This is a genomic window from Gardnerella sp. C0026F2 (assembly GCF_056590715.1).
The window spans coordinates 331,047-349,728 of the sequence record NZ_JBWPWR010000002.1; the positions used below are offsets into that span (position 1 = coordinate 331,047).

Genomic DNA, 18,682 nt, shown 5'->3' on the forward strand with positions numbered 1-18,682 from the left:
CAGGTGGGCATCAACCCGAACATCCGAACGTTACGACGATTGCAGATGGAACTTACTCGTCTTCAGGCGAGAAGAAAGTGCCACCTTCGAGATTATTGGCGTCGAAGCCAATCGGTGAAGCCTTCAAAGACAGACCCATTGCCTGCAACTTTTCTTTAACTTCATCGATGGATTTCATGCCGAAATTACGAATATCGAGCAAATCCTGCTCAGTGTGAACTACCAGTTCGCCGACTGTATGAATACCCTCACGCTTCAAGCAATTATAGCTACGCTGAGTAAAATTCATATCTTCAATCGGTATAGCCAACTGAGAATCAGCTTCATCATGAGTTGGCGCTGGACCAACTTCAACACCTTCGGCATCAACGTTAAGCTCACGGCAAAGACCGAAAAGTTCAACTAAAGTCGAGCCTGCAGATGCAACTGCATCACGCGGTGTAATAGCTGGCTTGGTTTCCACATCCAGGATGAGCTTATCGAAGTCCGTGCGCTGTTCCACGCGGGTAGCTTCGACCTTATAGCTCACCTTCAAAACTGGTGAGTAGATCGAATCCACAGGAATGCGGCCGATTTCGCTGTTCTCCTGCTTGTTCATCTGAGCTGGCACGTAGCCGCGACCGCGTTCAACAGTAAACTCAATTTCAAGTTCACCATCTTCTGCGAGTGTAGCAATATGCAAGTCAGGATTAGCAATAGTAACACCGGCTGGAGGAGTAATATCTCCAGCAGTGGCCTCACCTTTACCATTCTTGCGCAAATACATCACTACAGGCTCGTCGTACTCACTCGTGAGCACGATGCCCTTGATGTTCAGCAGAATTTCAGTGACATCTTCTTCAACACCTGGCAGAGTCGTAAACTCATGCAAAGCTCCAGAGATGCGAACCGAAGTAACGGCAGCACCTGGAATAGAGCTTAACAAGGTACGACGCAGCGAATTGCCGAGAGTGTAGCCAAAACCTGGTTCCAGCGGCTCAATAGTAAAGCGAGAACGCTGGGGATTCAGTGATTCCTCGGTAAGTGTCGGACGCTGTGCGATAAGCACTTTGGTATCCTTTCAGCTTCTGGTCGGTGGTGCACTCGCCGCCCATAAGCGGGTTGGATGGATGGATTCGTAAGAGTGCTCAGACGCGGCGACGCTTTGGTGGGCGTACGCCGTTATGCGCTTGCGGGGTAACGTCGGTAATAGAACCAACTTCGAGACCCGCGGACTGGAGGGAACGGATAGCGGTTTCACGACCGGAACCTGGACCCTTAACAAACACGTCGACCTTCTTGAGGCCATGTTCCATTGCCTTGCGTGCAGCAGACTCAGCAGCCATACCTGCAGCGTAAGGAGTCGACTTACGGGAACCCTTAAAGCCGACATCACCGCCGGAAGCCCAAGAAAGGACTGCACCGGATGGATCGGTAATGGAGATAATCGTGTTATTGAATGTTGATTTAATATGCGCCTGCCCAACCGGCACCGACTTGCGGTCCCGGCGACGCGGCTTGCGCGAGGCTTGCTTTGCAGCTGCCATTGACCCTCGTTTCCTAATGACGAATGAGTTGGTATGTCTAGACGATGGAAATATATCCGTGGCCTAGAGCCGACCACCGACTACTATCGGGTGGCCTTCTTCTTCCCGGCGACAGTACGCTTCGGACCCTTGCGAGTACGAGCATTAGTCTTGGTACGCTGACCACGCACAGGAAGACCCTTGCGATGACGCTGGCCTTGATAGCAGTTGATCTGAATCTTACGACGGATGTCAGCGTCGATTTCACGACGCAAATCGCCTTCAATCTTGTAATTGGCCTCAAGATAATCACGCAAGGTGATCAGCTGTTCATCCGTAAGATCCTTGACGCGAGTGTCCGGATTAACACCGGTCGCGGCAAGCGTTTCCTTAGCGCGAGTACGACCAACACCAAAAATGTAGGTGAGGGCAATCTCAATGCGCTTCTCATTGGGAATATCTACTCCGGCAAGACGTGCCATTGTAATTCCTTTACTGTTACGCAGGTCGTGCACCAAGTCTTCCGCACTAATAGAAATTAAATGCGGCCTGGGCCTGCGCACCCAGGGTTCAGCTTAGGCTGTGACTTAGCGCCTTATTCTTTGTATTCCGCGATGGAAATCTGCTCAGCCCTGACGCTGCTTATGACGTGGGTTAATGCAGATCACCATGACGCGGCCGTGACGGCGGATCACGCGGCAGTTTTCGCAGATCCTCTTCACGCTAGGGCTGACCTTCATGGTTTTCCTTTGCTTGTACCTTACTTATAACGGTACGTAATACGCCCGCGATTCAGATCGTAAGGGCTCATCTCTAGCACTACACGATCTTGAGGAAGAATGCGAATATAATTTTTACGCATCTTACCGGAGATCGTAGCTAAAACAATGTGCTCATTCTCAAGCTGAACGCGAAACATCGCATTTGGTAGTGCTTCTACTACCGTGCCTTCGACTTCAATCACACCGTCTTTTGCCATGAGCCTCGTTCCGTTCCTTGGGCATACTACTTTGCGCATCCGAAGACACGCCAATCTTCTATAATACAGTAAATGCGTCCCATTCAACACTCGGCGTGTCGAACAGAACGCATTTTACTTTTTAAATTTAAAAACGCACTACTTAATTAAGCGATTCAACAATGCGATTATTGATTTCCTTAATATCTCCAACGCCGTCAACTTCAACCAACTGACCACGGCTTTCATAAATATCAAGCAATGGAGCAGTTTCGCGCTCATAAGTTTCAAGACGCTTAGCAATAACCTCAGGAGTATCGTCAGAACGACCTTGCTCCACTGCACGCTTTTGCATGCGTTCGAGCAAAACATCGCGCTCAGCCTCGAGAGCCACAACGTGATCGAGAGGAGTGCCGAGCTCTTCCAACATACGATCTAAAGCTTGAACCTGAGAAGCGTTACGAGGATAACCATCAAGAATCCAACCGCTCTTCGCATCATCTTGAGCAAGACGATCCTTAACAATGCTGTTTGTCAGCTCATCTGGAACCAACTCGCCCTTGTCAAGATATCCCTGAACCTGTTTTCCAAGCTCAGTATGATTTTTAAGGTTATAGCGGAAAATATCACCAGTAGAAATCGCTGGAATGCCATAATGCTCACTTAACAAAGCAGCCTGAGTGCCTTTTCCAACGCCTTGTGGACCCATAATTAATAATCGCATATTCATCTCCTTAGCTCGCTAACTGTAGTTACTTAGATACTTGCTTTTGATCATCATGCTTGAACAAGAAACCAGCGTACTGGAATTGTTCAGTCTGAGCCTTTGCTTGACGCAACGTATCCAAACCAACGCCAGCAATAATCAAAATTGTTGTACCACCGAATGGCAATTTTGCATTCAAATGCAAAGCCATAATCAAAACGGTAGGAATCAATGCAACAAAGAGCAAATAAATAGCACCGACAGTATTCAACCTGTTCATAACATAGCTAAGATAATGACTTGTAGCACTACCAGCACGAATGCCTGGTATGAAGCCACCATACTCTTTCATGTTATCTGCAGTCTCATCAGGATTAAAAGTAATCTCTGTGTAGAAGAAGCAGAAGAACACAATCATTACTGTGTAAAACGCAATATACCAAGCAGAAGTGGAATTAGCCAAATTAGCTTCAATCCAATTCACCCAAGCCTTGCTCTTATCTCCAAACTGGGCAATAAGAGTAGGAACAGCAAGAATTGACGAAGCAAAGATTGGTGGAATAACACCACTCATATTCACCTTTAATGGCAAATAAGTCGAAGAGCCACCATACATCTTTCGACCAATCATGCGGCGCGTATACTGCACAGGGATACGACGCTGAGCAAGCTCAACAAAGTCAACAAATATGAGGATAACAATCAAAACGCCACCAACAATAGCGAACTTATTCCAATCGCCATTAGAACCGTTGGTGCCCCAACCAATCTCCCAAAGCTTTGGCAAGAAGCCAGAGCAAATAGACATAAAGATTAAGACAGACATGCCTTGACCGATACCCTTATCGGTAATGAGTTCTGCCATCCACATAATAAGGCCAGTACCGCCAGTCATGATCAAAACCATGACAATAAGGCTCCACATGCTTCCGTCTGGAATAATATTATTTCCGCACTGATAATTAAACAAAGCACCCGTACGTGCTGTTACCAAAATCGTAGTAGATTGCAAAATTGCCAATCCAATAGTTAGGTAACGCGTGTACTGCGTAAGCTTTGTTTCTCCAGACTGGCCTTCCTTATGAAGAGCTTCGAAGCGAGGAATAACCACGCGCAAAAGCTGAATCACAATGGAAGCAGTGATGTAAGGCATAACACCCAAAGCAAAAATAGAAAGCTGCAACAGCGAGCCGCCTGAGAACAGGTTAACTAACCCAATAAAGTTCTCGCTCGATGAAGCTAATTTAACAGTGCAAGCATGCACAACTTTATAGTCCACACCCGGAATCGGAATAAATGAACCAATACGATAAATAATTATCATAGCGAAGACGAAGAGGATTTTGTTCCTCAACTCCTTCGTCCTGAAGGCCTGGATTAACGTTTTCACCTGGGTCTTCCTCCCTTTTTTCGCGCACTCCTAGGCGCAACAGTGCAAAAAACAAACTCTGAGGCAATAGTTTAACTCACGGTACCTACTGGAATAGGCTATTGGTGAGTTTTGATGATAAAAATAGTCCCTCTAGACAATGCTAGAGGGACTATTACAGATTTATAACTGCATCAAGCTTTAAGTAGCCTTTAACTACTCTTCGCTGATGGAGCCGCCGGCAGCCTCAACCTTTGCCTTAGCAGAAGCAGAAGCTTTCATACCCTTAAGAGTCAAAGCAACAGTCAATTCACCATCGCCAAGAACCTTTACAGGATAGCCATCACGTACAGCGCCCTTAGTAATAAGGTCAGCTACAGTAACCTCGCCACCCTTTGGGAAAAGTTCAGCAAGATCTGCAACGTTGACGACTTGGAATTCCTTCTTGAAAGGACTCTTGAAGCCACGCAACTTAGGCAAGCGCATGTACAGTGGGAGCTGGCCACCTTCGAAGCCAGGACGAACCTGATAACGCTTCTTTGTGCCCTTATCACCACGACCTGAGGTCTTACCCTTAGAGCCTTCACCACGACCTACACGGATGCGATCCTTCTTAGCTCCTGGAGCTGGACGCAACGTGTGCATATGCAGCATTGGTTCTTCGTTAGCCATAATCAGTCGACCTCCTCGACGCTCACCAAGTGGCGAACGGCCATAACCAAGCCACGATTGACGGGGGTGTCCTCGCGAACTACGCTGTGACCAATCTTATGAAGGCCGAGCGTATGAACATTCGCGCGCTGGCGCTCAGTTGTATGAACTAAACCATGCACCAGAGTGATCTTCAAATTTGACATCACTCACCATCCTTTGCTTCAGATGCCTTGGCGGCCTGAGCTTCTTCGCGAGCCTTGCGAGCTTCGGCAATGCCGGCAGCACGCTCACGGAGCAAAGCATCAGGAGCGACTTCCTCAAGAGAAAGACCACGACGAGCAGAAATCTCTTCTGGCTCTTCGAGCTTCTTCAAAGCGTCCACAGTAGCACGCACTACGTTTACAGCAGTTGCAGAGCCCATGGACTTGGTGAGGATGTCCGTAATGCCAGCGCATTCCATAACAGCGCGCACAGCACCACCAGCAATTACACCAGTACCTGGAGCAGCTGGACGGAGCAACACAGTACCAGCAGCATCGTGACCGAGCACTGGATGAGTGACGGTACCACGAATGCGTGGAACAGTGAACATATGCTTCTTAGCGTCAAGCTGACCCTTAGCAATAGCAGCTGGAACTTCGCGAGACTTGCCGTAACCAACACCAACAGTGCCCTTACCGTCGCCAACAACAACAAGTGCTGCAAAGCTAAAGGTACGACCACCCTTGTGGGTCTTGGAAACACGGTTAATAGTAACTACGCGATCCAGAAGCTCTTCGCCACGGTTTTCTTCACGACGATTACGACGTTCGCCGCGCTTACCCTCGCCCTTGTTACGGCGAGAACGACGATCATCGTTACGCTCCTCAGCGGATGCCTGAGTGTTCTGAGTTTCTTCAGCCACTTGGGTTTCCTTTTCGTTGTCGCTCACAGTGCCAGACCTCCCTGACGGGCGCCTTCAGCCACTGCTGCGACGCGACCATGATATTTGTTACCGCCACGGTCGAAGACTACAGCGGTGATACCCGCTTCCTTCGCCTTAGCCGCTACTAATTCGCCAACCTTGGTTGCAGCTTCAGTCTTCGTGCCAGTGAAACCAGCGAAGTCAGCAGTCAAAGTGGAAGCGCTTACCAAAGTAATTCCCTTGGTATCATCCACAATCTGAGCAACCATATGACGGTTAGAACGGGAAACAACTAAACGAGGACGTTCAGATGTGCCGGCAATGTGCTTACGAAGACGGGCGTGACGACGCAAACGTGCGACTTTGGTACCCTTACCGAAAATCTTAACGCTCATATCACTTACCAGCCTTTCCAGCCTTGCGCAGGATACGTTCATCGGTGTACTTAATACCCTTACCCTTGTAAGGTTCTGGAGCACGAAGCTTACGAATGTTAGCAGCAACCTGGCCAACAGTCTGCTTATCGGTGCCCTTTACGATTACCTGGTTAGGATTTGGCAACTCGAACTCAATACCTGCCGGTGGTTGAACGGTAATAGTGTGAGAATAACCGAGCGAGAACTCAATGCCCTTGCCCTTCATCACTGCACGATAACCGGTACCGACAATATCCAAAGTCTTGGTGTAGCCTTCATGCACACCCTTCACCATAGAAGCAACAATTGCGCGAGCCAAACCATGCTTTGCACGAGTTGGGCGCAAATCGTCAACTGGAGTCAGAACAATCTGATTGTCAGCGACTGTTGCGGTGATTCCCTCTGGAATTTCATAAGAATCAGAACCCTTAGCGCCTTTGACGCTGAAGGACTGACCTTCAATCTTTACTTCCACGCCTGCAGGAATGTCGACGGGGAGCTTACCAATATGCGATGCCATCTTCAGCTCTCCTTTCTCACCATACGTAGGCGACAATTTCGCCGCCAATGCCTCGATCGAGGCATTCCTTCTGAGTCAACAATCCCGAGCTGGTCGAGATAATAGCAATACCGAGGCCACCAAGAGGCATTGGCAAAGCATCAGACTTTGCGTAACGACGCAAGCCTGGCTTAGAAATGCGCTTGATGCCTTGGATAGAACGCTGGCCATTGGAGCCATACTTCAACGTAATTTCCAACGTCTGTCCAACCTTAGCTTCCTTAGCAGCGAAGTCCTTAATATAGCCTTCGTGCTTCAGAATCTCGGCGATATTCGCCTTGAATTTGGAGTACGGCATTTCCACGGTATCGTGCTTTGCCGCGCTCGCATTACGCAGACGTGTCAACATGTCTGCGATTGGATCTGTCATTGTCATGTGGGCTAACGCCCTTTCTCGCCGTGGTTTCCACCGCCTCTATATGAGAACTTTGTCTTCAAGCAGTGGACCTTCAGCGTCGATATTTACCAACTGGACTTCGTAACACCCGGCAACTCACCGCGATGAGCCTTCTCACGAAGGCAGATGCGGCACAGACCGAACTTGCGATACACGGAGTGAGGACGACCACAAACCTGGCAACGCGTATAAGCGCGTACCTTGAACTTCGGCTTGGCGGCCGCCTTGTTTTTCAGAGCGGTTTTTGCCATTTCAGTTCTCCTTGAATGGGAAACCGAGGTGCTTAAGCAAAGACTTGGCCTCCACATCGTCCTTGGTGGTAGTCACCACGGTGATGTCCATACCACGCTGATGATCAATCGAGTCAGGATCGATCTCATGGAACATAGACTGTTCCGTAAGACCAAAGTTGTAATTACCCTGACCGTCAAACTGGTTGCCATTGATACCACGGAAATCGCGGATACGAGGCAAAGCCAGAGTGAGCAAACGATCCAAGAATTCCCACATACGATCGCCACGAAGAGTTACGTAGGCACCGATAGCCTGGCCTTCGCGCAAATGGAACTGAGCGACAGACTTCTTTGCCTTAGTTACCTTTGGCTTCTGGCCGGTAATCAAAGTGAGATCCTTAATCGCACCTTCGATGAGCTTAGAATCACGAGCTGCAGCGCCGACACCCATAGAGACGACAACCTTCTGCACGCGAGCCACCTGCATAGGATTAGTGTGGCCGAATTCTTTCTCCAAGGCTGGTACGATTTCATCCTTGTATTGTTGCTTTAAGCGCGGAGTTGCCGGCAACTCAACTGTAGTATCGGTCATGCCAGCTCCTTTCCGGACTTCTTGGCGACACGCACGCGCACGGTCTTAACCTTGCCGTCACGAGCCTCTTGCTTAACAATCACGCCAACGCGTGTAGGCTGCTTGGTCTCTGGATCAATAACCATCACATTAGAGCGATGGATTGGAGCCTCAACCGAAACAATGCCCGCCTGCTGACCCTGCTGGGTGGCGCGAACGTGCTTCTTAACGATCTGAACGCCTTCTACGATCAAACGGTCATCGGCTAGTACACGAACTACTTTGCCTTCCTTACCGCGATCCTTGCCGCGAATGACCTTTACCTGGTCGCCGGACTTAATCTTGGCTACCATATCAGATCACCTCCGGAGCAAGGGACACAATCTTCATGAAGCGCTGATCGCGCAATTCACGACCGACTGGTCCGAAGATACGAGTGCCTTTTGGTTCACGACCGGAGCCGAGAATTACGGCGGCGTTCTCATCGAACTTAATATAGGAACCATCGACACGGCGATGTTCCTTGACAGTACGGACGACGACAGCCTTAACTACGTCGCCTTTCTTGACCGACCCGCCAGGGATCGCGTCCTTGACGGAGGCGACGATGATGTCGCCGATGCCGGCATAGCGTCGCTTCGATCCACCGAGCACGCGGATGGCAAGTAACTCCTTAGCACCCGTGTTGTCGGCGACATGAAGCCGCGTTTCCTGCTGAATCATTGATTCTCCTTAGCCGAGCTGGTTCTCCCCACTCACCTGTGTCTACCACATTAGCAGACACAGGTGAAGCGCGGAGCCTTGCCGAACTTGTTTACTTGGCGCGCTCGATAATCGAGTCGAGACGCCAACGCTTGGTCTTGCTCAGTGGCCGAGTTTCCATAATACTCACGAGGTCGCCAATATGTGCCTCGTTGTGTTCATCATGGGCTTTGACCTTGCGGGTGGAGCGAACGACTTTACCGTAAAGCGGGTGTGTCGAACGCTGCTCCAGCTCAACGGCGATTGTCTTGTCCATGGCCTCGGACACGACGTAGCCGCGACGAACCTTGCGGAAGTTGCGCTCTTGGTTCTCAGCCATGCTTACTTCTCCTTGACCTCAGTGGCGCCAGGCTCTTGGCTGATGCCGAGTTCACGCTCACGCAGGATAGTATACATCCTGGCAATGTCGTGCTTGACCGCCTTGAGGCGAGCGCTGTTTTCGAGTTGACCAGTTGCTGCCTGGAAGCGCAAGTTGAATAGCTCTTCCTTAGACTTCTTCAAGAAGCCTTCAATCTCAGCATTTGTCTTCTCGTTCAAATTCTTGATGGTGTAGTCTGCAGTTCCGACTGGCATCAGATGTCACCGCCTTCACGCGCAATAACACGGCATTTCATTGGGAGCTTATCGATAGCGCGGCGCAAAGCCTCGCGAGCGATGTCCTCAGAAACACCACCGATCTCGAACATTACGCGTCCTGGGTGGATGTTGGCAATCCAGAATTCTGGAGCACCCTTACCGGAACCCATTCGCGCACCAAGCGGGTGCTTGGTTAATGGACGATCTGGGAAGATCGTAATCCACACACGACCGCCACGCTTAATGTAGCGAGTCATTGCGATACGAGCTGCCTCGATCTGTCGGTTAGTGATGTAAGCCGGAGCCAGCGCCTGAATACCAAAATCGCCGAAAGCGATCTCGGTGCCACCCTTAGACATGCCGCTACGGGTAGGACGGTGCTGCTTACGATATTTAGTCCTCTTTGGGATAAGCATCTGCTCACTCCTTCGTTTCCGTTGCGGCAGGAGCTTCAGCAGCTGCAGCTTCAGCTGGCTTTTCAGCCTGTGCTTCAGCAGCCTTCTGCTGGTTAGCAGGACGTGCGCCACGACGTGGACGACGATCGCCACCACGACGACCTTCACGCTTACCCTGCTGAGCCTGCTGCTCTTCGAACTCACGCTCGGTCATATCACCCTTGTAGATCCAGACCTTTACGCCGATGCGGCCGTATGTGGTCTTAGCTTCAAAGAAGCCGTAATCAATCAAGGCACGAAGGGTCTGCAGTGGAACGCGACCCTCGCGATAGAACTCAGAGCGGCTCATTTCGGCGCCACCAAGGCGACCGGAGAGCTTGATACGGATACCCTTGGCACCTGCACGCATTGCATCTTGCTGTGCCTTACGCATAGCACGACGGAATGTAACACGGTTTGTCAACTGCTCCGCAATTCCCTGAGCAACCAACTGAGCGTCAAGTGCAGCGTTCTTCACTTCGAAGATGTTGAGCTGTACTTGCTTGCCTGTGAGCTTCTCGAGCTTTGCGCGAACGCGCTCAGCTTCAGCGCCACGACGACCGATGATAATACCCGGACGAGCAGTGTGAATATCTACACGAACGCGATCACGAGTGCGCTCGATAACGATACGAGATACGCCAGCACGCTCGAGGTCATGGCTCATTTCCTTGCGAATCTTGTCATCCTCAAGGACGAAGTCACGATAACGCTCGCCAGCTTTGTTGGAGTCAGAGAACCACTTAGAGCGATGATTCTCGGTGATGCCCAGGCGATAGCCGAAAGGATTGATCTTCTGACCCATCTTTAGCGGGCTCCTTCCTTAAGCGAGACGATAACAGTGATATGGCTTGTGCGCTTGTTAATGCGCGCAGCGCGACCCTGTGCACGAGCACGGAAACGCTTAAGCGTTACACCCTCGTCCACATAGGTTTCCTTGATGACCAAGTCCTGCTCACGGAATGGTTCACCGGCTTTTTCAGCCTTAACGCGAGCGTTAGCGATCGCGCTTTCAAGAACCTTGCGCACCGGCAATGATGCGTCCTGAGGAGCAAACTTCAAAATGGTAATAGCTTCGCTTGCACGCTTGCCTCGGATGAGGTCGACCATGCGGCGAGCCTTGCGCGGCGTCACGCGGACGTGACGAGCGATTGCTTTAGCTTCCATGTGTCCTAACTCTCCTTTAGCGGCGTGCCTTTTTGTCGTCCTTCACGTGACCCTTAAAGGTCTTGGTCGGGGCGAACTCACCGAGCTTATGACCAACCATGGCTTCGGTAACGAATACCGGCACATGCTTGCGGCCATCATGTACGGCAAAGGTGTGTCCAATGAAATCAGGAGTGATCATCGAACGACGCGACCAAGTCTTAATGACATTGTGCGTACCCTTGTCGTTTTGCTCGTCGACTTTCTTCTGCAAGTGGGCGTCGACGAAAGGGCCCTTCTTGATGCTACGAGTCATCTATTCGACACTCCCTTACTTGCGGTTCTTACCATTCGGGCGACGACGAACAATCATCTTGTTCGAAGCCTTCTTTGGACGACGTGTACGAACCTCGCCCTTGCCCCATGGAGAAACTGGTGGCTTACCACCACGGGTGCGACCACCATGTGGATGGTCCACAGGGTTCATGGATTCGCCTCGGGTGATTGGTCTACGACCAAGCCAACGTGCGCGACCTGCCTTACCAAGCTCGATATTGGCGTGATCGGAGTTACCTACTTCGCCAACAGTAGCGCGGCAACGAGCGTCCACGTTACGAATTTCGCCAGATGGCATACGCAACTGCGCATAAGCACCATCCTTAGCGACGAGCTGAACAGCAGCACCAGCGGAACGAGCAATCTTCGCACCACCAAGTGGACGAAGTTCAATTGCGTGAACCACGGTACCGGTTGGGATATTCTTCAGAGGCAGGTTGTTGCCTGGCTTAATATCAGCCTGAGCGCCGGTCTCAATAACATCACCCTGGGCAATGCCTTCAGGAGCGATAATGTAACGCTTCTCACCGTCTGCGTAATGCAACAAAGCGATGCGAGCGGAACGATTAGGGTCATACTCAATATGAGCGACCTTTGCTGGCACGCCATCCTTGTCCCAACGCTTGAAGTCGATGAGACGATACTGACGCTTGTGACCGCCGCCGCGATGGCGAGAAGTCATGCGGCCGTAAGAGTTACGACCACCAGTCTTGCTGAGTTTGCGTACCAGCGACTTTTCAGGCGTAGAACGCGTGATCTCGGCAAAATCCGAAACCGAAGCGTTACGACGGCCTGCAGTCGTCGGCTTATAAACGCGGATAGCCATAATATAGTATTCCTTTACTTTTCTCGGCTAGCCTTCAGTTACCAAAGATGTCAATCGTTTGACCTTCAGCCACGGTGACAATAGCGCGCTTCTGGTTCACACGACGGCCGAAACCGGTGCGAGAGCGCTTCAACTTGCCAGCGCGGTTCAAAGTGTTAACGTTTGTCACCTTGACCTTGAAGATTTCTTCGATAGCCTGCTTGATCTGAACCTTGTTAGCGTCTGGAGCCACTACGAAAGTGTACTGACCACGATCAGAAGCTGCGTAACTTTTTTCAGAAACAACTGGCTTAAGAATTACGTCATGTGCTGGGTTATGGACTGCGACCATTTAAATCAGGCCTCCTTAACGACAGGCTCGGTCTTAGCAGCAACGAAGGCTTCGAAGCCTTCCTTGGAGAAGACGACGTACTGAGCTGTAACAACATCGTAAGTGTTGAGCTGATCAGCGAAGATCACGTGAACAGTTGGAATGTTGCGTACAGACATCCACTCATTGATGTTCTCACGAGAAAGAACAACAGTAGTGAATTGGTTATTGGTCACAGGAGTAAGTGCTGCAACAGCTGTCTTGGTGGATGGAACATCCTTAATACCAAAGTCAACTACAGCAATACGTCCAGCATTTGCACGATCCGAAAGAACGTAACGAAGAGCAGCAGCCTTCATCTTCTTCGGGGTGCGCTGATCGTACTTACGAGGAACTGGACCGTGAACAACGCCACCATGTACCCACTGTGGAGCACGAATGGAACCCTGGCGAGCACGACCGGTGCCCTTCTGCTTCCATGGCTTCTTGCCGCCGCCGGAAACATTAGCACGATTCTTCACAGCATGGGTGCCCTGACGAGCAGCAGCAAGCTGAGCGATTACGACCTGATGAACCAGTGGGCCGTGAGCTAAAACGTCTTCGTTGGAGATGCCGAAAATTTCAGCAGGAGCTTCAACGGTTCCGCTTGCATTGCCCTTAGTATCAGTGACGTTCAGAGTTACGTTTGCCATAATTATCAGGCTCCCTTCACTGCCGAACGGACGAGAACGATTGCGCCCTTAGGGCCTGGAACAGCGCCCTTAATAGCGAGAATGCCGTTCTCGACATCCGAAGAAACGATGGTGAGGTTAAGCGCGGTGGAAGTCACATGACCCATGCGACCAGCCATACGCTTGCCCTTCAAAATGCGGCTTGGAGTTGCGCAAGCGCCCACAGAACCTGGGCGACGTTCGTTCTTGTGCGAGCCGTGAGTACGGCGATAGGACTTGAAGCCCCAACGCTTGATAGTGCCAGCAAAGCCCTTACCCTTGGTAGTGCCAGTGACATCTACTTCAGAACCCTCAGCGAACAATTCAGCAGTCAATTCCTGACCTGGCTGATAATCTGCTGCGTTCTCGGTGCGCACCTCAGCGAGGTGACGACGAGGAGTTACACCAGCCTTTGCAAAATGACCAGCCAATGGCTTAGTCACCTTGGTAGGATCAATCTGGCCATAACCGAGCTGTACTGCGCAATAACCGTCAGACTCTACAGTCTTTACAGCGGTAACTACGTTAGTAGCAACTTCAACCAGAGTTACGGGGACGAAGAAGCCGTTTTCATCCCAAACCTGCGACATACCCAGCTTGCGGCCGAGCAATGCAGTGCGATTCTTATTCTGCGACATTACTTTCTCCCCCTTCCTACAGCTTGATCTCGATGTTTACATCCGCAGGCAGGTCAATGTGCATCAAAGAATCCACAGCCTTTGGCGTTGGATCTACGATGTCAATGAGGCGCTTATGAGTGCGCATCTCGAAATGCTCGCGAGAATCCTTGTATTTATGAGGAGAACGGATAACAACAAACACGTTCTTCTCGGTCGGCAGAGGAACCGGACCCACTACTGTGGCGCCCGCGTTCGTCACCGTCTCGACGATTTTCTTCGCCGATTGGTCGATGACCTCATGGTCATAGGACTTAAGCCTGATGCGGATTTTCTGTCCCGCCATTGCCGTCCGCCCTTTCTAGCGATTCGTTTACTGTTTACCAACCTGAATTCAAGGGCACCGGCGAGAATAAACCCCTAGGGTAATTCCACATCAGTGCGCGGCATCAAAAACCTATTCATACAAAAAGATTTCGATTCAAAGTTTTTGCTTCCGCGCTCGCTTTTTTTAATTACAATATGCGAGCCTTAAAACAGGCAACTAAGTAATTAAACCATCAACCTTCGATTATTAAAAACCGGGCGTGTCGGCTATTTTCCAACAAAAAATGGCAGAAACTACAATTAGTTGAGCTTCTGCCATTATTAACTAAATACGCAAATAATTACGCCGCTTCACGCTCCAAACGAATGCGATGGCCCTCTTCTTGAGAAACACCATAATATGCAGCAATAGCAATATCCTTCATATCCTCAATTTGTGGAATGCGAGGATTTGCAGGCGCACACTGATCTTCGTAAGCACGCATGCCAATATTGTCAAGTATCGACCAGTAGTACTCTTCGTCTACGCCACAAGCCTTAAACGAAGCGTCCATTCCAAGCTTTTCATTTCGATACTCTTCAACAGCACGAGCAAGATTTTCAACGCCTTCTTCAGGGGTTTTACCAGGATCTACACCGAGATTCTTAGCGATCTCCTGATATCTCTCAAGAGCAATATAGCGGTTGTACTTTGGCCAGCTAGTTGGCTCTTGCGGAATTTGACCGTTATAGCGAATAACATAAGGCAGCAAAATTGCGTTCGTATGACCGTGTACAACGTGGCACAAAGCACCAATAGTATGAGCCATAGCGTGGCACATTCCGAGGAATGCAGAGCCAAACGCCATTCCAGCCATAGTAGCTGCATTATGCATTTTTTCTTGCGCTTCAACCTTGCGCTGAGAATCTTCGCAATTCACAGAATCGTTGAGATTTTCCCAAATAAGCTTCGAAGCATGCAAAGCCATAGCATCCGTAAAATCATTTGCGTAAACAGAAACATAAGCTTCCATAGCATGAGTTAAGGCATCAAAACCAGAATCGCATGCCAATCGACGCGGCTGAGTACGAGCCAAAACAGGATCGACTATTGCAACCGTTGGAGTCAAAGCGTAATCCGTAATAGGATACTTGTATCCAGTCTTGTGATCTGTAATAACAGCGTAAGGCGTAACTTCAGAACCAGTTCCGGAAGAAGTTGGTATGCAAACAAGCTTAGCTTTGCTACCAAGAGGCGGAATCTTAAATGCGCGCTTACGAATATCGAAGAACTTTTCTCGCAAATCAGCAAAAGAAATCTCCGGATGCTCATACATAAGCCACATAATCTTAGAAGCATCCATTGGAGAGCCACCACCAACAGCAATAATTGTGTCTGGCTGGAATTCGTCACGCATCATTGCGGCGCCACGCTCAACCGTTTCAACGCTTGGCTCAGGCTCAACGTAATCAATAATACGGAAGCTAACGCGATTATCTCGAGCACGAAGCTGATCAATAATCTTATCGACTACGCCAAGTTGCTCCATAACCTTATCGCACACAACAACTGCACGCTCAACGCCGTACATATCCCTCAAATAACGAATAGCATTCGGCTCAAAATAAGTTTTAGCCGGAATCTTGAACCATTGCATATTATTATTCCTTCGTGCAATACGCTTAATATTAAGAAGATTTATAGCTTGTACGTTGCCAGAAACGGAATTTCCACCATAAGATCCGCATCCGAGAGTAAGTGAAGGAGCAATCGCGTTATAAATATCTCCAACGCCACCAAGAGATCCAGGAGAATTCCAAACAATTCTGCAAGCATGCATACGAACGCCGTATTCGCGCACAAGATCTTGATTATTTGTGTGAATTACAGCAGTGTGACCAGCTCCATGTACAAGCATCTGCTCACACATCTCGAAGCCTTGTTCCTTATTTTCTGCTCGCAACATCGCATGCACAGGAGCGAGCTTTTCCATAGTAAGCGGCTCCATTTCGCCAACTTCTTTGCACTCTGCAACCAAAATCACAGCATCTTCTGGAATTTCAAATCCAGCTTCGTGCGCAATATATTGCGGAGACTTACCAGGAACAACGGAATTAAGTTTTGGCGTATTTCCAGAATATGCAGTGCATCCAAACATATATTGTTCAAGCTTGGCTTTTTCGTCAGCGTTAACAAAATATGCTTTCCTGCGCTTCAATTCGCGAAGTAATGGCTCATACACATCCTTATGCGCAATAATTGCTTGCTCTGTTGCACAAATCATTCCGTAATCAAAATGCTTTGAAAGAATCAAATCGTTTGCAGCGCGCGCAATATCAACGTCACTATCGACATATGCAGGAGCATTTCCAGCACCCACACCAAGAGCAGGTTTTCCTGAAGAATACGCTGCCTTAACCATTCCAGGACCGCCTGTTGCAAGAATAGTTGCGATCTTTGGATGTTTCATCAATGCACCGGTAGCTTCAATTGAAGGATGCTCAATCCACTGAATGCAATCTTTTGGCGCGCCCGCAGCCACAGCAGCATCGCGAACAATTCGAGCTGCTTCAGAAGAGCACTTTTGCGCGAAAGGATGGAATCCAAAAATAATTGGGCAACGAGTCTTAAGCGCAATAAGCGACTTAAAAATAGCTGTAGAAGTTGGGTTAGTAACTGGAGTTACACCTGCAACAATACCAACTGGTTCAGCTATTTCGTCAATTCCAAGAACATCGTCCTCGCGAATAATACCAACTGTTTTTTGACCTGCTAGATAATGCGTAATATGTTCGCATGCAAAGATATTTTTTGTAGCTTTATCTTCTACTAAGCCACGGCCTGTTTCGTCAACAGCCATCTTTGCAAGAACCAAATGTTTATTCAATGCTGCAACTGAAGCTTTAGCAACAATATGGTCGATTTGTTGCTGATTAAGCTTCTCAAACTCATTCAAAGCGACAGTTGCTTTTTCAACAAGTTGATCAACTTCATTTTGAGCAGCTAACGCAATGTCATCAGCACTAGCAGTTTTGCCAGTTTCGGCTTGGTGTTGTGCCTCAACCATGAGTATCCTCCTCGATAGTTCCACCAGCGGTATCAATAGACTTATTAGCAGACTAATCTAGTATTCACCGCTAAATATGTGATACAAGTCACAATTTAGCCTCTTTGCTGTACTTTCGCATCTTTGAAGCGAGTTGCGCTATTTATGAGCGAGCTTTATCCTCTATTGTTCGTTATTTGTTCTTATTTGTAATGATTTATGTTCGATTAATAGATAAATTTTTCTAGAATGTCAATTTTGACGGATAGTTACACACTATTTATAACATTTACTAAACAAATTTAATTTAATTTAATAATAAAAATACAAAAATGGCTCCCAGCAAAACCAGGAGCCATTTGTAAATATAAATTCGCGAAACTTAACGCTTCGAGAACTGAGGTGCACGACGTGCCTTGTGCAAACCAGCCTTCTTGCGCTCCACAACGCGAGCGTCGCGAGTCAAGAAGCCAGCCTTCTTCAAAGCAACACGGTTTGCATCGCGATCGATAGCATTCAAAGCACGAGCAACACCCAAACGAATAGCACCAGCCTGGCCGGTAGTGCCGCCGCCGTCAACGAGGACAACAACGTCAAACTTGCCTTCAAGCTTGAGCAACACGATTGGTGAATTCACTTCGCGCTGCAACAAACGAGATGGGAAGTACTCTTCCAAAGTGCGGCCATTGATGGTCCACTTGCCGGAGCCTGGAACCAAACGCACGCGAGCAACAGCTTCCTTACGACGACCAGTGCCGTAGCCTGGCGCGATGGCGGAAGTACCAGTGCCTGCACCAGCGTTAGTTTCAGTGGTGTAGCTAGTCAGTTCTTCTTCGTTCTCAAGAACCGCGGAGTTGTTATTTTCTGCCATATCTATTCTCCTTGATCTCACTTAGCCTGCTGAGAGACCTGAGCGATCTCGAAGACCTGTGGCTTCTGCGAAGTGTGCGGATGCTCAGCGCCAGTGAACACACGAAGGCGGTCAAGCTGCACCTTAGCAAGACGATTCTTTGGAAGCATGCCCTTGACGGCAGCCACGATAATGCGCTTTGGATTCTTCTCCAAAAGCTCTTCATAGCTGTCACGACGAAGGCCGCCTGGACGACCAGAGTGGGAATATAATTCCTTGCTCAACTTGTTGCCGGTCAATGCAATCTTTTCAGCGTTAATAATAATAACGTGATTGCCAGAATCAGCATGAGGAGCAAACGTTGGCTTATTCTTACCACGCAGCAAGATTGCTACCTGAGAGGCCAAACGACCAAGTACCACGTCAGTGGCATCGATGATGTACCAGTCATGAGTTAAATCTGCTGGTTTCGGTGTGAAAGTCTTCACAA

Annotated in this window: 31 protein-coding genes; all 31 read right to left on the reverse strand. The window is 49.2% G+C overall.

All coding sequences use genetic code 11. The annotated features are described in order from the left end of the window. Positions 1-52: 52 nt before the first annotated feature. Positions 53-1,048, reverse strand: coding sequence for a DNA-directed RNA polymerase subunit alpha (locus AC1EK3_RS03885; RefSeq protein ID WP_004574084.1), 996 nt, complete (start codon positions 1,046-1,048; stop codon positions 53-55). Positions 1,049-1,127: 79 nt separating this feature from the next. Further along, entirely contained in the window at positions 1,128-1,526 is a 399-nt protein-coding gene (rpsK, locus tag AC1EK3_RS03890) for a 30S ribosomal protein S11 (protein WP_004105468.1), read from the reverse strand. An 83-nt stretch (positions 1,527-1,609) separates the two neighbouring features. After that, on the reverse strand, positions 1,610-1,987 hold the full coding sequence (gene rpsM, locus AC1EK3_RS03895; protein ID WP_004105472.1) for a 30S ribosomal protein S13: 378 nt from the start codon (positions 1,985-1,987) through the stop codon (positions 1,610-1,612). A gap of 144 nt (positions 1,988-2,131) precedes the next feature. Further along, positions 2,132-2,245: a 50S ribosomal protein L36 gene (gene rpmJ, locus AC1EK3_RS03900; RefSeq protein WP_003842636.1), complete on the reverse strand. Its 114-nt coding sequence runs from the start codon at positions 2,243-2,245 to the stop codon at positions 2,132-2,134. 20 nt (positions 2,246-2,265) lie between these two features. After that, complete coding sequence (gene infA / locus AC1EK3_RS03905; RefSeq protein WP_004105485.1) at positions 2,266-2,484, reverse strand: translation initiation factor IF-1; 219 nt, start codon at positions 2,482-2,484, stop codon at positions 2,266-2,268. Between the two features lie 142 nt (positions 2,485-2,626). Then, positions 2,627-3,187, reverse strand: a complete 561-nt coding sequence (locus AC1EK3_RS03910; protein ID WP_480033172.1) for an adenylate kinase — start codon at positions 3,185-3,187, stop codon at positions 2,627-2,629. 28 nt (positions 3,188-3,215) lie between these two features. After that, complete coding sequence (gene secY, locus AC1EK3_RS03915; protein ID WP_480033171.1) at positions 3,216-4,559, reverse strand: preprotein translocase subunit SecY; 1,344 nt, start codon at positions 4,557-4,559, stop codon at positions 3,216-3,218. A gap of 195 nt (positions 4,560-4,754) precedes the next feature. Then, entirely contained in the window at positions 4,755-5,210 is a 456-nt protein-coding gene (gene rplO / locus AC1EK3_RS03920) for a 50S ribosomal protein L15 (RefSeq protein WP_004105490.1), read from the reverse strand. Positions 5,211-5,212: 2 nt separating this feature from the next. Then, positions 5,213-5,395 (reverse strand): 50S ribosomal protein L30, encoded by a 183-nt coding sequence (gene rpmD, locus AC1EK3_RS03925; protein ID WP_004105491.1) that lies wholly within the window; start codon positions 5,393-5,395, stop codon positions 5,213-5,215. Continuing rightward, a complete protein-coding gene (gene rpsE / locus AC1EK3_RS03930) occupies positions 5,395-6,123 on the reverse strand; it encodes a 30S ribosomal protein S5 (RefSeq protein WP_004574087.1) in 729 nt (242 codons plus the stop codon). The genes rpmD and rpsE overlap by 1 nt, the downstream gene beginning before the upstream one ends. Beyond that, complete coding sequence (gene rplR / locus AC1EK3_RS03935) at positions 6,120-6,491, reverse strand: 50S ribosomal protein L18 (RefSeq protein WP_004109670.1); 372 nt, start codon at positions 6,489-6,491, stop codon at positions 6,120-6,122. Before rplR ends, rpsE begins: the two co-directional genes overlap by 4 nt. Position 6,492: 1 nt before the next feature. Further along, complete coding sequence (gene rplF / locus AC1EK3_RS03940) at positions 6,493-7,032, reverse strand: 50S ribosomal protein L6 (RefSeq protein WP_119527086.1); 540 nt, start codon at positions 7,030-7,032, stop codon at positions 6,493-6,495. A gap of 16 nt (positions 7,033-7,048) precedes the next feature. Continuing rightward, complete coding sequence (rpsH, locus tag AC1EK3_RS03945) at positions 7,049-7,447, reverse strand: 30S ribosomal protein S8 (RefSeq protein WP_004105495.1); 399 nt, start codon at positions 7,445-7,447, stop codon at positions 7,049-7,051. 86 nt (positions 7,448-7,533) lie between these two features. Beyond that, complete coding sequence (locus AC1EK3_RS03950) at positions 7,534-7,719, reverse strand: type Z 30S ribosomal protein S14 (RefSeq protein WP_003808046.1); 186 nt, start codon at positions 7,717-7,719, stop codon at positions 7,534-7,536. 1 nt (position 7,720) lies between these two features. Further along, entirely contained in the window at positions 7,721-8,293 is a 573-nt protein-coding gene (gene rplE, locus AC1EK3_RS03955; protein WP_004129048.1) for a 50S ribosomal protein L5, read from the reverse strand. Then, the gene (gene rplX / locus AC1EK3_RS03960) at positions 8,290-8,625 is read right to left on the reverse strand and encodes a 50S ribosomal protein L24 (RefSeq protein ID WP_012913827.1); all 336 of its coding nucleotides are present in this window, start codon (positions 8,623-8,625) and stop codon (positions 8,290-8,292) included. Before rplX ends, rplE begins: the two co-directional genes overlap by 4 nt. 1 nt (position 8,626) lies before the next feature. After that, positions 8,627-8,995, reverse strand: coding sequence for a 50S ribosomal protein L14 (gene rplN, locus AC1EK3_RS03965; protein ID WP_004574089.1), 369 nt, complete (start codon positions 8,993-8,995; stop codon positions 8,627-8,629). 91 nt (positions 8,996-9,086) lie between these two features. Further along, complete coding sequence (rpsQ, locus tag AC1EK3_RS03970; RefSeq protein WP_004114365.1) at positions 9,087-9,353, reverse strand: 30S ribosomal protein S17; 267 nt, start codon at positions 9,351-9,353, stop codon at positions 9,087-9,089. Between the two features lie 2 nt (positions 9,354-9,355). Next, positions 9,356-9,607 (reverse strand): 50S ribosomal protein L29, encoded by a 252-nt coding sequence (gene rpmC / locus AC1EK3_RS03975; RefSeq protein WP_004105502.1) that lies wholly within the window; start codon positions 9,605-9,607, stop codon positions 9,356-9,358. Continuing rightward, positions 9,607-10,026, reverse strand: coding sequence for a 50S ribosomal protein L16 (gene rplP / locus AC1EK3_RS03980; RefSeq protein WP_004109684.1), 420 nt, complete (start codon positions 10,024-10,026; stop codon positions 9,607-9,609). The genes rpmC and rplP overlap by 1 nt, the downstream gene beginning before the upstream one ends. Before the next feature lie 4 nt (positions 10,027-10,030). Continuing rightward, a complete protein-coding gene (gene rpsC, locus AC1EK3_RS03985) occupies positions 10,031-10,849 on the reverse strand; it encodes a 30S ribosomal protein S3 (protein WP_004574090.1) in 819 nt (272 codons plus the stop codon). A gap of 2 nt (positions 10,850-10,851) precedes the next feature. Continuing rightward, positions 10,852-11,211: a 50S ribosomal protein L22 gene (rplV, locus tag AC1EK3_RS03990; protein ID WP_004105510.1), complete on the reverse strand. Its 360-nt coding sequence runs from the start codon at positions 11,209-11,211 to the stop codon at positions 10,852-10,854. 16 nt (positions 11,212-11,227) lie between these two features. Then, positions 11,228-11,506, reverse strand: a complete 279-nt coding sequence (gene rpsS, locus AC1EK3_RS03995) for a 30S ribosomal protein S19 (RefSeq protein WP_004114357.1) — start codon at positions 11,504-11,506, stop codon at positions 11,228-11,230. 15 nt (positions 11,507-11,521) lie between these two features. Continuing rightward, entirely contained in the window at positions 11,522-12,352 is an 831-nt protein-coding gene (rplB, locus tag AC1EK3_RS04000; protein ID WP_116712248.1) for a 50S ribosomal protein L2, read from the reverse strand. Between the two features lie 34 nt (positions 12,353-12,386). Then, positions 12,387-12,683, reverse strand: a complete 297-nt coding sequence (rplW, locus tag AC1EK3_RS04005) for a 50S ribosomal protein L23 (RefSeq protein ID WP_004105515.1) — start codon at positions 12,681-12,683, stop codon at positions 12,387-12,389. A gap of 5 nt (positions 12,684-12,688) precedes the next feature. Next, a complete protein-coding gene (gene rplD / locus AC1EK3_RS04010; protein ID WP_004105517.1) occupies positions 12,689-13,354 on the reverse strand; it encodes a 50S ribosomal protein L4 in 666 nt (221 codons plus the stop codon). A gap of 5 nt (positions 13,355-13,359) precedes the next feature. Further along, positions 13,360-14,010 carry a 50S ribosomal protein L3 gene (gene rplC / locus AC1EK3_RS04015; protein WP_004105519.1) on the reverse strand — a complete coding sequence of 217 codons (651 nt, stop codon included), beginning with the start codon at positions 14,008-14,010 and terminating at the stop codon, positions 13,360-13,362. A 16-nt stretch (positions 14,011-14,026) separates the two neighbouring features. Beyond that, positions 14,027-14,335 carry a 30S ribosomal protein S10 gene (gene rpsJ / locus AC1EK3_RS04020; RefSeq protein ID WP_003808013.1) on the reverse strand — a complete coding sequence of 103 codons (309 nt, stop codon included), beginning with the start codon at positions 14,333-14,335 and terminating at the stop codon, positions 14,027-14,029. Between the two features lie 322 nt (positions 14,336-14,657). Then, complete coding sequence (gene adhE, locus AC1EK3_RS04025) at positions 14,658-17,363, reverse strand: bifunctional acetaldehyde-CoA/alcohol dehydrogenase (protein ID WP_480033170.1); 2,706 nt, start codon at positions 17,361-17,363, stop codon at positions 14,658-14,660. Positions 17,364-17,724: 361 nt separating this feature from the next. Further along, positions 17,725-18,213, reverse strand: coding sequence for a 30S ribosomal protein S9 (gene rpsI / locus AC1EK3_RS04030; protein ID WP_480033169.1), 489 nt, complete (start codon positions 18,211-18,213; stop codon positions 17,725-17,727). 17 nt (positions 18,214-18,230) lie between these two features. Then, complete coding sequence (gene rplM, locus AC1EK3_RS04035; protein ID WP_119487321.1) at positions 18,231-18,680, reverse strand: 50S ribosomal protein L13; 450 nt, start codon at positions 18,678-18,680, stop codon at positions 18,231-18,233. Between the last annotated feature and the right edge of the window lie 2 nt (positions 18,681-18,682).

What these genes read in the sequence shown, in the direction of transcription:
- rpsK (WP_004105468.1), bottom strand. Translation starts at nt 1,526, where the DNA reads ATGGCAGCTGCAAAGCAAGCCTCGCGCAAGCCGCGTCGCCGGGACCGC.
- rpsM (WP_004105472.1), bottom strand. Translation starts at nt 1,987, where the DNA reads ATGGCACGTCTTGCCGGAGTAGATATTCCCAATGAGAAGCGCATTGAG.
- rpmJ (WP_003842636.1), bottom strand. Translation starts at nt 2,245, where the DNA reads ATGAAGGTCAGCCCTAGCGTGAAGAGGATCTGCGAAAACTGCCGCGTG.
- infA (WP_004105485.1), bottom strand. Translation starts at nt 2,484, where the DNA reads ATGGCAAAAGACGGTGTGATTGAAGTCGAAGGCACGGTAGTAGAAGCA.
- AC1EK3_RS03910 (WP_480033172.1), bottom strand. Translation starts at nt 3,187, where the DNA reads ATGCGATTATTAATTATGGGTCCACAAGGCGTTGGAAAAGGCACTCAG.
- rplO (WP_004105490.1), bottom strand. Translation starts at nt 5,210, where the DNA reads ATGGCTAACGAAGAACCAATGCTGCATATGCACACGTTGCGTCCAGCT.
- rpmD (WP_004105491.1), bottom strand. Translation starts at nt 5,395, where the DNA reads ATGTCAAATTTGAAGATCACTCTGGTGCATGGTTTAGTTCATACAACT.
- rplR (WP_004109670.1), bottom strand. Translation starts at nt 6,491, where the DNA reads ATGAGCGTTAAGATTTTCGGTAAGGGTACCAAAGTCGCACGTTTGCGT.
- rplF (WP_119527086.1), bottom strand. Translation starts at nt 7,032, where the DNA reads ATGGCATCGCATATTGGTAAGCTCCCCGTCGACATTCCTGCAGGCGTG.
- rpsH (WP_004105495.1), bottom strand. Translation starts at nt 7,447, where the DNA reads ATGACAATGACAGATCCAATCGCAGACATGTTGACACGTCTGCGTAAT.
- AC1EK3_RS03950 (WP_003808046.1), bottom strand. Translation starts at nt 7,719, where the DNA reads ATGGCAAAAACCGCTCTGAAAAACAAGGCGGCCGCCAAGCCGAAGTTC.
- rplE (WP_004129048.1), bottom strand. Translation starts at nt 8,293, where the DNA reads ATGACCGATACTACAGTTGAGTTGCCGGCAACTCCGCGCTTAAAGCAA.
- rplX (WP_012913827.1), bottom strand. Translation starts at nt 8,625, where the DNA reads ATGGTAGCCAAGATTAAGTCCGGCGACCAGGTAAAGGTCATTCGCGGC.
- rplN (WP_004574089.1), bottom strand. Translation starts at nt 8,995, where the DNA reads ATGATTCAGCAGGAAACGCGGCTTCATGTCGCCGACAACACGGGTGCT.
- rpsQ (WP_004114365.1), bottom strand. Translation starts at nt 9,353, where the DNA reads ATGGCTGAGAACCAAGAGCGCAACTTCCGCAAGGTTCGTCGCGGCTAC.
- rpmC (WP_004105502.1), bottom strand. Translation starts at nt 9,607, where the DNA reads ATGCCAGTCGGAACTGCAGACTACACCATCAAGAATTTGAACGAGAAG.
- rplP (WP_004109684.1), bottom strand. Translation starts at nt 10,026, where the DNA reads ATGCTTATCCCAAAGAGGACTAAATATCGTAAGCAGCACCGTCCTACC.
- rpsC (WP_004574090.1), bottom strand. Translation starts at nt 10,849, where the DNA reads ATGGGTCAGAAGATCAATCCTTTCGGCTATCGCCTGGGCATCACCGAG.
- rplV (WP_004105510.1), bottom strand. Translation starts at nt 11,211, where the DNA reads ATGGAAGCTAAAGCAATCGCTCGTCACGTCCGCGTGACGCCGCGCAAG.
- rpsS (WP_004114357.1), bottom strand. Translation starts at nt 11,506, where the DNA reads ATGACTCGTAGCATCAAGAAGGGCCCTTTCGTCGACGCCCACTTGCAG.
- rplB (WP_116712248.1), bottom strand. Translation starts at nt 12,352, where the DNA reads ATGGCTATCCGCGTTTATAAGCCGACGACTGCAGGCCGTCGTAACGCT.
- rplW (WP_004105515.1), bottom strand. Translation starts at nt 12,683, where the DNA reads ATGGTCGCAGTCCATAACCCAGCACATGACGTAATTCTTAAGCCAGTT.
- rplD (WP_004105517.1), bottom strand. Translation starts at nt 13,354, where the DNA reads ATGGCAAACGTAACTCTGAACGTCACTGATACTAAGGGCAATGCAAGC.
- rplC (WP_004105519.1), bottom strand. Translation starts at nt 14,010, where the DNA reads ATGTCGCAGAATAAGAATCGCACTGCATTGCTCGGCCGCAAGCTGGGT.
- rpsJ (WP_003808013.1), bottom strand. Translation starts at nt 14,335, where the DNA reads ATGGCGGGACAGAAAATCCGCATCAGGCTTAAGTCCTATGACCATGAG.
- adhE (WP_480033170.1), bottom strand. Translation starts at nt 17,363, where the DNA reads ATGGTTGAGGCACAACACCAAGCCGAAACTGGCAAAACTGCTAGTGCT.
- rpsI (WP_480033169.1), bottom strand. Translation starts at nt 18,213, where the DNA reads ATGGCAGAAAATAACAACTCCGCGGTTCTTGAGAACGAAGAAGAACTG.